This window comes from Amycolatopsis sp. cmx-8-4, from assembly GCF_046548675.1.
Lineage (GTDB): Bacteria > Actinomycetota > Actinomycetes > Mycobacteriales > Pseudonocardiaceae > Amycolatopsis.
The window spans coordinates 1-13,074 of the sequence record NZ_JAEBDZ010000055.1; the positions used below are offsets into that span (position 1 = coordinate 1).

The 13,074-nt window shown below is 71.8% G+C and carries 11 protein-coding genes; all 11 read left to right on the forward strand.

All coding sequences use genetic code 11. The annotated features are described in order from the left end of the window. Nucleotides 1-98: 98 nt before the first annotated feature. The 11 genes from ACLJQZ_RS47275 to ACLJQZ_RS47325 all read left to right on the forward strand — a co-directional run bounded on the left by ACLJQZ_RS47275 (nucleotide 99) and on the right by ACLJQZ_RS47325 (nucleotide 13,066). The gene (locus ACLJQZ_RS47275) at nucleotides 99-1,349 is read left to right on the forward strand and encodes an activator-dependent family glycosyltransferase (RefSeq protein WP_410628153.1); all 1,251 of its coding nucleotides are present in this window, start codon (nucleotides 99-101) and stop codon (nucleotides 1,347-1,349) included. Continuing rightward, nucleotides 1,346-1,585, forward strand: coding sequence for a hypothetical protein (locus ACLJQZ_RS47280; protein WP_410628155.1), 240 nt, complete (start codon nucleotides 1,346-1,348; stop codon nucleotides 1,583-1,585). The genes ACLJQZ_RS47275 and ACLJQZ_RS47280 overlap by 4 nt, the downstream gene beginning before the upstream one ends. Before the next feature lie 13 nt (nucleotides 1,586-1,598). Further along, the gene (locus ACLJQZ_RS47285) at nucleotides 1,599-2,864 is read left to right on the forward strand and encodes an activator-dependent family glycosyltransferase (protein WP_328644451.1); all 1,266 of its coding nucleotides are present in this window, start codon (nucleotides 1,599-1,601) and stop codon (nucleotides 2,862-2,864) included. A gap of 1 nt (nucleotide 2,865) precedes the next feature. After that, entirely contained in the window at nucleotides 2,866-4,095 is a 1,230-nt protein-coding gene (locus tag ACLJQZ_RS47290) for an activator-dependent family glycosyltransferase (protein WP_410628156.1), read from the forward strand. A 4-nt stretch (nucleotides 4,096-4,099) separates the two neighbouring features. Continuing rightward, complete coding sequence (locus tag ACLJQZ_RS47295) at nucleotides 4,100-5,359, forward strand: activator-dependent family glycosyltransferase (RefSeq protein WP_410628158.1); 1,260 nt, start codon at nucleotides 4,100-4,102, stop codon at nucleotides 5,357-5,359. Further along, nucleotides 5,356-6,597, forward strand: coding sequence for a nucleotide disphospho-sugar-binding domain-containing protein (locus ACLJQZ_RS47300; RefSeq protein WP_410628159.1), 1,242 nt, complete (start codon nucleotides 5,356-5,358; stop codon nucleotides 6,595-6,597). Before ACLJQZ_RS47295 ends, ACLJQZ_RS47300 begins: the two co-directional genes overlap by 4 nt. 70 nt (nucleotides 6,598-6,667) lie before the next feature. Continuing rightward, nucleotides 6,668-7,930: an activator-dependent family glycosyltransferase gene (locus ACLJQZ_RS47305; protein WP_410628161.1), complete on the forward strand. Its 1,263-nt coding sequence runs from the start codon at nucleotides 6,668-6,670 to the stop codon at nucleotides 7,928-7,930. A 100-nt stretch (nucleotides 7,931-8,030) separates the two neighbouring features. Next, nucleotides 8,031-9,266: an activator-dependent family glycosyltransferase gene (locus ACLJQZ_RS47310; RefSeq protein WP_410628162.1), complete on the forward strand. Its 1,236-nt coding sequence runs from the start codon at nucleotides 8,031-8,033 to the stop codon at nucleotides 9,264-9,266. Nucleotides 9,267-9,282: 16 nt separating this feature from the next. Then, entirely contained in the window at nucleotides 9,283-10,617 is a 1,335-nt protein-coding gene (locus ACLJQZ_RS47315) for an activator-dependent family glycosyltransferase (protein WP_410628164.1), read from the forward strand. Then, entirely contained in the window at nucleotides 10,617-11,852 is a 1,236-nt protein-coding gene (locus ACLJQZ_RS47320; RefSeq protein WP_410628165.1) for a nucleotide disphospho-sugar-binding domain-containing protein, read from the forward strand. The genes ACLJQZ_RS47315 and ACLJQZ_RS47320 overlap by 1 nt, the downstream gene beginning before the upstream one ends. Before the next feature lie 5 nt (nucleotides 11,853-11,857). After that, nucleotides 11,858-13,066 (forward strand): nucleotide disphospho-sugar-binding domain-containing protein, encoded by a 1,209-nt coding sequence (locus tag ACLJQZ_RS47325; protein ID WP_410628183.1) that lies wholly within the window; start codon nucleotides 11,858-11,860, stop codon nucleotides 13,064-13,066. The last annotated feature ends 8 nt before the right edge of the window (nucleotides 13,067-13,074 follow it).

Here is a 13,074-nt window from a genome sequence, read left to right on the forward strand (position 1 = left end):
CTCGCCTGGAGCTCGGTGCCGGGGGTCGTGTGTGGTTAGGGCGGTTAGAACCGCCCTAACCACTCACGACCAGCCACGGCAGACCCGGAAGAGAGACCATGCGCGTCCTGCTCACCACGTACCCGGAGAAGACCATCTTCCAGCCGATGGTCACGCTGGCGTGGGCGCTGCGCACCGCCGGGCACGAGGTGCGGGTGGCGACCCAGCCGGGCTTCGAGGACGTCATCACCGGCGCCGGGCTCACCGCCGTGCCGGTCGGGCGCCGCGGCGTCGGCAACTGGCGACGGCTCACCGAGGCCTACCCCGACCTGGCCGAAGCCGAGCGCGTCGGCCTGCCTTCGCCTTACGACGCCGCCGTTTCCGGTGTGGGAACGCGCGAGGAAATGACCGAGGGCTACGCGTCCATTTTGGAGCTTTGGCACAAGCAGAACAACTTCCCGCTGATCACCGGCCTGGTCGAGTTCGCCCGAGCGTGGCGGCCGGACCTGGTGATCTGGGAACCGACGACGTACGCGGGCGCGATCGCGGCCGCGGCGTGCGGTGCGGCACACGGCCGTCTCCTGTGGAGCATCGACGTCTTCGGCGCGGCCCGCGAACGGTTCCTCGCCCTCGGCCCGGGCCCCGACCCGCTGGCCGGCTGGATCGCCGGGTACGGCCGCAAGTACGGCTTCGCCTTCGACGAAGAGCTGATCACCGGGCAGTTCACGATCGACCCGGTGCCGGACCCGATCCGCCTCGACACCCGGCTGCCGACGTTGCCGGTGCAGTACGTCCCCTACGGCGGCGCGGCCAGCGTCCCGGATTGGCTGAAGCGCAGGAGCGACCGGCCGCGGATCGGCCTGACCCTCGGCACGACGGCCACCGAGCACTTCGGCGGTTACACGGTGAGCGTGCCGGACATCCTCGCCGCACTGTCCGATGTGGACGCCGAGATCGTCGCCACCCTGCCGGACGCCGAAGCCGCCAAGGTCCCGGAAGTCCCGGCCAACGCCCGGATCGTGCCGTACGTGCCGCTGCACGCGCTCGTGCCGACGTGCGCGGCGGTCATCAACCACGCCGGGCCCGGCACCTACCTGACGACGGCCCGCTACGGCGTCCCGCAGCTGGCCGTGCCGTGGGAGTTCGACGAGCCGGAGCTGGCCCGCCGCGCGACGGTCCACGGTTCCGCACTGACCCTGACCGGCTCGGAGGTCTCGGGCAAAGCCGTCCGCGCGGGCGTCCTGCGGCTGCTGTCGGAGCCGTCGTTCACCACCCGGGCGCGGGAACTGGCCGCGCGGATGGCCGCCACGCCCTCGCCCAACGACGTCGTCCAGGCGCTCGAAGCCCACGTCGCCCGGAGGAACGCATGAGGACCACCCGGCCCGGCCCCGGCCGTCCGACCTTCCCGGCCCCGGGAACGGCCGCCGCACTCGTGCTCGAAGCTCGCCGAGCGGAGAAACCCACGCGCATTCTCACCGGTGTCGTCCCGGCGCTCCGCGACCTCGCCACCCGGTACCGGCGCAGCTCCCGGGCGTCGAGCCCCGCCGTCCGCGCGAGTGTGCTGCGCCTGCTGGCCGCCGCTCCCTCGCCATCCGAAGCCCGCTGACCGGAGGAAAGCCATGCGCATCCTGTTCGTCTCCAACCCGCCCCGGACCGTCTACAAGTACATGTTCACCATCGCCTGGGCGCTGCGGACCGCCGGGCACGAAGTCCGGTTCGCCAGCCAGCCCGAGTTCGTCGACGAGGTCCTGCAGGCCGGGCTCACCGCGGTGCCGGTCGGGCACAGCCGCGACATGCACAAGGTCGCCGCCCGCACCCGCGGCGTCGAAAACGAACGCGCGGGCATCCCGGCGCCCTACGACGTCTACGAAGAGCCCGAGAAGGCCACCTGGGAACACATGGTCTCGACGATGGCCAACGAGGGCATCGAGTGGCACAAGTACGGCAACTTCCCGATCATCTCCGGGCTCGTCGAGTTCGCCCGCTACTGGGAACCCGACCTCGTCGTCTGGGACCCGCTGAGCTTCGCCGGCGCGATCGCGGCCAAGGCGTGCGGCGCGGCCCACGCGCGGCTGCTGTTCGGCGTCGACGTCTTCGGCAAGGTGCGCCAGCAGTTCGTCAAGCTGCGGGACGCGCAGCCGGCCGACCAGCGCCGCGACCCGCTCGCCGAGTGGATGGGCGCGTACGCCCGCAAGTACGGCTTCGACTTCACCGAGGACATGTTCACCGGTGACTTCACGCTCGACCAGTTCCCGCTGAGCTGGCAGGACGAGGCCGACCTGGAGTACGTGCGGACGCAGTACATCGCCTACAACGGCGCGTCCGTCGTGCCGAAGTGGCTGCAGACGCCGCCGGCGAAGCCGCGGATCGCGATCACCATGGGCAACAGCGCCGTCGAGGTCTACCGCGGGTACAACGTGCCGTTGAGCGACCTGCTGGACTCCGTCGCCGACCTCGACGTCGAAGTGGTCGCGACGGTCGCCGCGTCGCAGCAGCCGCTGCTCGGCAAGACGCCGGACAACGCCCGGATCGTCGACTTCGCGCCGATGCACGCGCTGGCCCCGACGTGCTCGGTCGTCGTGCACCACGCCGGCGCCGCGACCATGGGCACCACCGCGCGCCACCCGGTGCCGCAGCTGGCGCTGCCCTACCACTACGACCAGCCGACGCTCGGCAAGATGCTCGAGAAGCAGGGCGCCGGGCTGTCGATCCACGTTTCCGAGGTCACGCCCGAGAAGTTCCGCACGGCGATCGACCGGCTGCTCACCGAGCAGGTGTTCCAGGACCGGGCGGTGGCCCTGCGCGACGAGATCTTCGCGCTGCCCACCCCGAACCAGGCCGTGCCGCGGATCGAAGAGCTCGTCGTGAAGCACCGGGCGCGGTGACATGCGCGTCCTGCTGACCACCTACGCCGAGCGCACCCACTTCCTGATGATGGTGCCGCTCGCGTGGGCGCTGCGCACCGCCGGGCACGACGTCCGGGTGGCGGTGCAGCCCAAGCTCGCCGGGGCGGTGACCGGGGCGGGGCTCACCGCCGTCCCGGTCGGGCACGACCGCGACCTGTGGGACCTGCTGCGCCGCACCGGACCCGAGCACCTGTTCGGCGTCGAGACGGGCTGGCCCGCGCCCTACGACACCGCGGCACTGTCCACTCCGGACTGGGACCACGTGCTGCGCGGCTACCGCGACATCGCCGTGCGCTGGCACAAGACGAGCAACGTCCCGCTGATCAACGACCTCGTCGGCTTCGCGCGCTGGTGGCAGCCGGACCTGGTGCTGTGGGAGCCGACGACGTACGCCGGCGCGATCGCGGCCAAGGCGTGCGGCGCGGCGCACGGCCGGATCCTCATCGGCGAGGACGTCTTCGGCCTGACCCGCGACCACTTCCTGCGGCTGCGACCGGACGGCGCGCCGGACCCCCTGGGCGAGTGGCTGGGGGCGTACGCGCGCAAGTACGGCGGCGAGTTCAGCGAGGACATGGTCACCGGGCAGTTCACGATCGACCAGCTCCCGGCGTCCCTGCGGCACCGGGCGTCGCTGGAGCACGTCCCGATGCGGTACGTGAACTACGGCGGCGCGGCGGTGGTCCCGGACTGGCTTTCGACGCCACCTTCACGCCCACGCATCGCCTTGACCATGGGCCTGACCGCGCACGACCGCACCGGCGGCTACCCGGTCGACCTGCAGGACGTCCTGGACGCGGTCGACGGCCTCGACGTCGAGCTGGTCGCCACGGTCACTCCCGAGACCCGGCTGAGCAGAGTCCCCTCGCGAACACGCCTGGTCCCGTTCGTGCCGTTGACCGCCCTGCTGACGACGTGCTCCGTCGCCATCCACCACGCGGGTGTCGGCACCCTGGCGTCGACGGCGTTGCGCGGCATCCCGCAGCTGACCCTGCCCTGGGACGTCGACCAGCCCACGCTCGGCGCCCGCCTCGCGGCGCAAGACGCGGGCATCTCCATCCACGCCACCGAGGCGACCACCGAAGGCATCCGCGACGCGCTCGTCCGGCTGCTGCACGAACCCGCGTACACCAAGGGCGCCGCCCACCTGCGCGACGAGATGCTCGCGATGCCGTCACCCAACGACGTCGCCCACCAGTTAACCGAGGGATGAGGCCATGCGCGTCCTGTTCACCACCTACCCGGAGAAGACCCACTTCCTCGCCATGGCGCCGCTCGCCTGGGCGCTGCGCACCGCCGGGCACGAGGTGCGGGTCGCGTGCCAGCCGAAGTTCGCCGACGTCGTCACGCAGGCCGGGCTCACCGCCGTGCCGGTTGGGCCGGACCGCGACCTGTGGCAGCTGATGGCGCGTGACACGAACTGGTTCAGCGTCGGCCTCAACGGCCTGCCGGTGCCCTACGACACCGTCGACTGGCGCCCTGAAGACGTCTCGTACGAGTACCTCCGCGACGGCTACAAGCTGCACGTCACCAAGTGGCACAAGATGAGCAACGTCCCGCTGATCCCCGGCCTGGTCGAGTTCGCCCAGGCGTGGCAGCCGGACCTGGTGATCTGGGAGCCGTCGACGTACGCGGGCGCGATCGCCGCCGAGGCCGTCGGCGCGGCGCACGCGCGGCTGCTGTTCAGCCTCGACACCTTCGGCGTCACCCGCGACCACTTCACCCGGCTCAGCCCCGAGGGCGCCGAAGACCCGCTGAAGGAGTGGCTCGCGCCGGCCGCGGGCAAGTACGGCGTCCCGTGGAGCGAACGCCTGGTCACGGGTGAGTTCACGATCTCGCTGCTGCCGCCCTCGCTGCGCGTGGAGGCCGACCTCGACTACGTGCCGATGCGGTACGTGCCCTACGGCGGCCCCGCCGTGCTCCCGGCCTGGCTGCGCACGCCACCGGAGAAGCCGCGGGTGGCGCTCACCATGGGCATCAGCATCGCCGAGTCGAGCGGCGACATGGTCGACCTCGAGGACCTGTTCGAGGAACTGTCCGATGTGGACATGGAACTCGTCGCGACGATCCCGGAAAGCGTCCAGGAGAAGCTCGGCCAGGTCCCGGACAACGTGCGGATGGTCTCGTTCGTGCCGCTGCACGCGCTGGTCCCGACCTGCACCGCCGTCATCCACCACGCCGGCTACGGCACCCTCGCGACGACGGCGTTGCACGGAAAGCCGCAGGTCATCGTGCCGTGGAACGCCGACGGGCCCGCACTCGCCAAGCGTGTCGCCGCGCAGGGGGCCGGGCTGGCGCTGCACGTCCACCAGGCGTCGGCGCGCGGGGTGCTGCGCAACCGGCTGCTGCGGGTGCTCACCGAGCCGAAGTTCACCGAGGGCGCGCACCGGCTGCGCGACGAGATCCTCGCCATGCCGACCCCCAACGACGTCGCCGACCAGCTCGCCCGCCGCGTCGCGAAGGTGGCCATCGCGTGAAGGTCCTCTTCGCCGCCAACCCCGAGAAGGCGCACTTCCTGCCGATGGTGCCGCTGGCCTGGGCGCTGCGCACCGCCGGGCACGAGGTGCGCGTCGCGTGCCAGCCGAAGTTCGCGCCCGCCGTCACCCAGGCCGGGCTGACGGCGGTGCCCGTGGGCCGCGACGGCGACCTGTGGGACCTCATGCCGCGCCACCCCGACTACCGCGGCACCCAGTGGCGGCCGGCCTACGGGCTGCCGGTGCCGTACGAGGTCGCGGAGTTCCCGGAGAAGGCGACGCCGGAGTACCTCGAGGAGTCGTACGCGGCGATCCTGCACTACTGGCACAAGCCCGCGTGCTTCCCGATGATCGGCGGCCTGGTCGAGTTCGCCCGCGCCTGGCAGCCGGACCTCGTGCTGTGGGAGCCGCTGTGCTTCGCGGGCCCGATCGCGGCGCTGGCGTCCGGCGCCGCGCACGGCCGGCTGTTGTGGAGCACCGACGTCTTCGGCGTCACGCGGTCGTTTCCCGCCGCCGGCGATCCGCTGGGTGACTGGCTCGGCGCGTACGCGCGCAAGCACGGCGGCGAGTTCACCGAGGAGCTGGTCACCGGGCAGTTCACGATCGACCAGCTCCCGGCGTCGCTGCGGCTGCCGACGTCGCTGGAAACCGTGCCGCTGCAATACCTTCCGTACGGCGGACCGGCGTCCATCCCGGACTGGTTGCTGCGGCCGCCCGACAAACCACGGGTCGCGTTGAGCATGGGCATCAGCCTCACCGACCACGAGGCCGGGTACTCGGTCGCCGTGCAGGACGTGCTGGATCACCTGGTCAAGCTGGACGTCGAGGTCGTCGCCACCCTGCCGGACGTCGAGAAGGCCAAGCTGGCGAGCATCCCGGACGGCGTCCGGATCGTGCCGTACGCGCCGCTCGAAGCCCTGGCGGCGACGTGCTCGGCGGTCGTCTCCCACGGCGGTTTCGGCACGTTCCTGACGACCGCGCGGCACGCCGTCCCGCAGCTGTGCACGCCGTGGGACTTCGACGGCCCGGTCTTCGCCGCCCGCGCCGCGTCGCAAGGAGGCGCACTCGCCGTCCGCGCCGACCAGGCGACGGGCGAGGTGGTCGCGGACGCCGTGGCCCGCCTGCTCAGCGAGTCCACCTTCACCGAGCGGGCCGCCGTCCTGCGCGACGAGATCCTCGCCATGCCCACACCCAATGCGGTCGCCGAGCAGCTGGCCGCCCAGTACCGCAGGGGGTCGTGAGTGGTAATGAGGGTTCTAACCCTCATTACCACTCACGACCAGCCGCGGCAGACCCGGAAACGGAGGAGTAATGCGGGTTTTGTTCACCGTCAGCCCGGGGACGACCGTGTTCAACAGCATGGTGCCGCTGGCCTGGGCGCTGCGCACCGCCGGGCACGACGTGCGCGTCGCGAGCCAGCCCGCGTTCGCCGACGAGATCACCCAGGCCGGGCTCACCGCCGTGCCGCTCGGGCGTGACCTCGGCATCCCGCGGCTGCTGCTGGCCATGGGCATGGACAGCGCCGCGCTGGAGGAGGCCCGCCGCGGGCTGCCGGACCCGTACGCGGTGCTGGACGAACCGGACTCCACCGACTGGGACCGCGCCCACCGCGCGTTCACCGAGGTCGCCGAGGGCGCGCGGTTCGAGACGTTCGCCATCATGTCCGCGCTCGTCGAGTTCGTCCGCGACTGGGAACCGGACCTCGTCGTGTGGGAACCGTTCACCCCGGCCGGCGCGATCGCGGCCAAGGCGTGCGGCGCCGCCCACGCCCGGCTGCTCTACGGCGTCGACGTCTACGCCTTTGCCCGCCAGCACTTCCTGAGCATCCGCAACGGCCGGAACGACCCTCTCGCGGACTGGCTCGGCGGGTACGCGCGCAAGTACGGCGCGGAGTTCAGCGAGGACATGACGGTCGGGCAGTTCACCATCGACCAGATCCCGGCGAGCCTGCAGACCGAGTCGGACCTGCACTACCTGCGCACGCCGTACATCCCGTACGGCGGCGCGGCGGTCGTCCCGCGCTGGCTGCAGCTGCCCCCGCAACGCCCGCGCGTCGCCCTCACCATGGGCCTGAGCGCGACGGGGTACTTCTCCGGCTACACGGTGAACGTCCAGGACATCCTCGACTCCCTCGCGGACCTGGACATCGAGCTGGTCGCGACGGTCGCCGAGGCCGAGCAGGCCAAGCTGGCGCGGATCCCGGACAACGCGCGGCTCGTCCCGTACGTGGCCCTGCACGCGCTCGCCCCGACGTGCACGGCGGCGATCACGCACGCCGGTTTCGGCACGCTGACGGCGTTCGCGCCCTATGGCGTCCCGCAGCTGACGCTGCCGTTCCACTTCGACGAGCCGACGCTCGGTCACCGCCTCGCCGCCCAGGGCGCCGGCCTCAACCTCGATCCGACGCAGGTCACCGGCGCGAACGTCCGCGAAGGCGTCCTGCGCCTGCTCAACGAGCCGTCCTTCACCACGGCGGCCCGCCGCCTCCAGACCGAGATCCGCGTCTTACCCAGCCCCAACGACCTGGTCCCCGAGATCGAAGCCCTGACCGCCAAGCACCGCACCCGCCACTGACCAAAGCGCCACTTTCATAGGGAAAGTGTTCCGGAGTTACGACCTCCGGATCACTTTCCTAGGGAAAGTGGCGGATCTGACACGAACGGAGGAAAGGCCCGTGCGCGTTCTGTTCGCGGTCAACCCGGAGAAGAGCACGTTCCTGTACCTCGTGCCGATGGCGTGGGCGCTGCGCACCGCCGGGCACGAGGTGCGGGTGGCGAGCCAGCCCGGGTTCGCCGACGTCATCACCCAGGCCGGCCTGACCGCCGTCCCGGTCGGACGGGACGTCGACAAGTGGCGCGGCACCGAGCCCGAGCTGCTGGAACAGTCGCGCGCCGGGCTGCCGTCGCCGTGGGACGTCCTCGACGGAAACGAGGACGACCTCGTCGAAAAGCAGGAGCACGCCGTCGCGTCGATCCACCGGCCGGACAACGTGCCGATGCTCGCCGGGCTCGTCGAGTTCGCGAAAGCCTGGCAGCCGGACCTGGTGATCTGGGAGCCATTCTGCCTCGCCGGGCCGATCGCGGCCAAGGCGTGCGGCGCGGCGCACGCGCGGATGCTGTTCAGCGTCGACGTCTTCGGCCTGACCCGCGAACACTTCCTGAAGGCGAAGCAGGATAAAGACCCGCTGGCCGACTGGCTCGGCGCGTACGGCCGCAAGTACGGCTTCGCCTTCACCGAGGACATGACCACCGGGCACTTCACGATCGACCAGTTCCCGGCGAGCCTGCAGGAGAACGCCGACCTCGACTACGTCCGCACGCAGTACGTCCCCTACGGCGGCCCAGCCGTGATCCCGGACTGGCTCAAGCGCCCGCCGGAACGCCCGCGCGTCGGCCTCACCCTCGGCCTGACCGCGACGGAGATCTTCACCGGCTACACCGTCCCGCTGCGGGACGTCCTCACCGAGCTGTCCACTTTGGACGTCGAGGTCGTCGCGACCGTTGCCGAGGCCGAGCAGGAGAAGCTCGGGACGCTGCCGGACAACGTCCGCGTCGTGTCGTACGTCCCGTGGCACGCGCTGGTGCCGACCTGCGCGGCGATCGTGCACCACGCGGGCGCGGCGACGCTGCTGACGACGTCGCGCTACCCGGTGCCGCAGCTGGCCGTGCACTACCACTTCGACCAGCCGATCCTCGGCCGCAAGCTGGCCGAGCACGGCGCCGGGCTCGCCCTGCACACCACCGAGGCGACCGGCGCGAGCGTCCGCGACGCCGTCCGGCGGCTGCTCACCGAGCCGGAGTTCCGCCGCCGGGCCGTCGCGCTGCGCGGCGAAGTCCTCTCCGCCCCCAGCCCGAACGACCTGGTGCCGCGGCTCGAAGAGCTCACCGCCCGGCACCGCACCCGCCAGTAGAAGCCCAGGAGATCCCATGCGCGTCCTGTTCACCGACACCCCCGAGCCGACGACGTTCATGCCGATGGCCCCGCTGGCCTGGGCGTTGCGCACGGCCGGGCACGAGGTCCGGTTCGCCGCGGCCCCGATGTTCGCCGAGACGATCACCCAGGCCGGGCTGACGGCCGTCCCGGTCGGCCGCGACGTCGACATGTACCGCCGTCTCGACGCCGTGATGGGCGCGCTCGACCACAACGCGGAGCTGAAGGCCGAGTTCGAGGGCGTCTCCGACGAAGACGCCCTGGAGCTGCTGAAACTCGAGTCCGGGATGCCCGCGCCCTACGACGTCGCCGAGTACCCCGAGCGCGCCGACTGGGAGAAGATGCTGCCGGCCTACGCGGGCGCGGTGTGGACCGACCACAAACCCGAGAACTTCCCGATGATCGCCGGGCTCGTCGAGTTCGCCCGCGCCTGGGAGCCGGACCTCGTGCTGTGGGAGCCGTCGACGTACGCGGGCGCGATCGCGGCCAAGGCCTGCGGCGCGGCCCATGGACGTCTTCTGGGCCGGCTCGACGCGTTCGGCGTGACCCGCTCGCACTATGTGAAACTCATGGCGCAGCAGCCGGAAGACCAGCGTTACGACCCGTTCGCCGACTGGTACGAGGGCTACTGCGAGCGCTACGGCTTCGAGTTCGGCGAGGACATGGTCACCGGGCAGTTCTCCGTGGACCAGTTCCCCGGTTCGCTGCGGATGGCCGCCGACGACGTCGACTACCTGCCGATGCGGCACGTCCCCTACGGCGGCCCGGCGTCGGTGCCGCACTGGCTGTGGGCGGCCCCGACGCGCCCGCGCGTCGCGCTCACCCTGGGCAGCACCGCCGCCATCCGCTTCGACGGCTACACCGTGGACGTCCAGGACGTCCTCACCGCGCTCGGCGACCTCGACATCGAGGTGATCGCCACCGTCGCCGACAACGTCCGCGGCCGGCTCACGGCGGTGCCACGCAACACGCGGATCGTGCCCTACGCGCCGCTGCACGCCCTCGCGCCGACCTGTGACGTCGTGATCAACCACGCCGGCGCCGGCACCTACCTGGCCGTCGCGCTGCACGGCGTCCCGCAGCTGACCCTGCCGTGGGACCTCGACGAGCCGGAGCTGGCCCGCCGCGCCACCGCACACGGGTCGGCGCTGATGATCCGCGGCGACCACGCGACGGGTAAGGACGTCGCCGACGGCGTCGCGCGCCTGCTCGCCGAGCCGCGGTTCCGCGCGCGGGCCGTCGACCTGCGGGACGAGATGCTCGCGCTGCCCTCGCCCAACGACGTCGTCGGACAGCTGGAAGAGCTGACCGTGAAGTTCCGGACGCGCTGATGAAGATCCTGTTCACCGTCATCGCCGAGCGGACGATCTTCTGCTCGATGGTCCCGCTGGCTTGGGCGCTGCGGACCGCCGGGCACGAGGTCCGCGTGGCCTGCCAGCCGGCGTTCGCCGACGTGGTGACGCAGGCCGGGCTCACCGCCGTCCCGGTCGGGCGCGACGCGACGATCTGGCGGATGGAGAGCCTCGACCCGGCGCTGCTGGAGCAGGCGCGGGCCGGGCTGCCGAGCCCGTGGCGGGTAGTCGAGGACCCGGCCAACGCCGACTGGGAGGACCTGCGCGAGGGCCACCGCGTCGCCGTCGACGAGGGCCACAAGCTGGAGAACTTCCCGCTGATCAACGGCCTCGCCGAGTTCGCTCGGGCGTGGGAGCCGGACCTGGTGATCTGGGAGCCGCTGACCTACGCGGGCCCGATCGCCGCGAAGGCCTGCGGCGCGGTGCACGCCCGGCTGCTCTGGAGCCTCGACGTCTTCGGCGCGACCCGCGAGATCTACCGGCGGACGGCGAACGGCGCTCCCGAGGACCCGCTCGCGGACTGGCTCGGCGGTTACGGGCGCAAGTACGGCTTCGAGTTCAGCGAGGACATGACGACCGCGCAGTTCAGCATCGACCAGGTGCCGCCGTCGATCGGCCTGCGCGCCGGCGACCTGGACTACCGGCCGATGCAGTACGTCCCCTACGGCGGCCCGGCCGCCACCCCGGACTGGCTGCCCACCCAGCGCCCGCGCATCGGCCTCACCCTGGGCACCACGGCGACCGAGCACTTCGGCGGTTACGTCGTGAGCGTCGAAGACACCCTCGCCGAACTGTCCACATTGGACGTCGAGGTGGTGGCGACGGTCAAGGATCCCGCGTTCCCGATCCCGGCCAACGCGCGCGTGGTGCCCTTCGTCCCCCTGGACGCGCTGGCCCCGACCTGCGACGTCGTGATCGACCACGCCGGACCGGGCACGTTCCTGACCGTGGCCCGCCACGGCGTCCCGCAGCTGACGGTCCCGTGGGACTTCGACGAGCCCGAGCTGGCCCGTCGCGCGGCCGCGCGGGGCGGGTCGCTCTCCATCCGCGGCGACCGGGCCACCGGCGTCCGGATCCGCGAGGGCGTCGAACGGCTGCTGGCCGAGGCGTCGTTCAAGACCCGCGCCGCGGACCTGCGTGACGAGCTGCGCGGCCTGCCGTCCCCCAACGACGTCGCCGAGGAGATCGAAGCCCTCGTCGAGAAGAACCGGTGAGCCCGATGCGCGTCCTGTTCGCCACCTACCCCGAGTCCACGGTGTTCCAGCCGATGGTGCCGCTGGCCTGGGCGTTGCGCACGGCCGGGCACGAGGTCCGAGTCGCCGCGCCCCCGGTTTTCGCCGACACGATCACCGCGGCCGGGCTCACCGCGGTGCCCGTCGGGCGGGAACGCACGAACACCTGGCGGCGGCTGCTCTCCCTGGACCCGGCCGAAGCCGAGGCCGACCGCGCGGGCCTGCCGTCGCCGTACGACGCGGCGCTGCGGCCGGTCGGCGTCGAGGAGATGCGGGCCGGGTACGAGCGGATGATCGAGCACGGCCACAAGCTGAACAACTTCGCGCTCGTCCCCGGGCTCGTCGAGTTCGCCCGCGCGTGGCAGCCCGACCTGGTGATCTGGGAAGCGACGACGTACGCCGGCGCGATCGCGGCCAAGGCGTGCGGTGCGGCCCACGCGCGGTTCCTGTGGAGCCTCGACGTTTTCGGCGTGACGCGCGAACGCTTCCTCGCCCTCTCACCTGGTGCCGACCCCTTGAAGGACTGGCTCAGCGGGTACGGCCGCAAGTACGGCTTCGACTTCGACGAAGACCTGATCACCGGCGAGTTCACGCTCGACGCGCTGCCCGCGTCCCTGCGCCTCGACGCCGACCTCGACTACCGCTCGATGCAGTACGTCCCCTACAACGGCCCTTCGACGGTCCCCGACTGGCTGCAACGCCCCCGCGACCGGCCCCGGATCGGCCTCACGCTCGGGACGTCGGCCACCGAGCAGTTCGCCGGGTACACCGTGAGCGTCAGGGACATCCTGGCCGAGTTGTCCACTTTGGACGCCGAGGTGGTCGCCACCGTGGCGGAGGACATGGGCCCGGTCAACGCCCGGGTGGTGCCCTTCGTCCCGCTCGACGTCCTGGCCCCGACCTGCGACGTCGTCATCAACCACGCCGGACCGGGCACCTTCCTGACCGTCGCGCGCCACGGTGTCCCGCAGCTGACCGTGCCGTGGACGTTCGACGAGCCCGCGCTCGCCGCCCGCGCGGCCGGCCAGGGCGGCTCGCTCACCCTGCCCGGCGACCAGGCCACCCCCGAGGCCGTCCGGGAGCACGTCCGGCGGCTGCTGACCGAACCGGAGTTCCGCGAGCGCGCCGCCGCGCTGCGCAAGGAAATCCGGGCCCTGCCCACCCCCAACGAACTAGCCCACGAACTCGCCCGCTGAGGAGCACC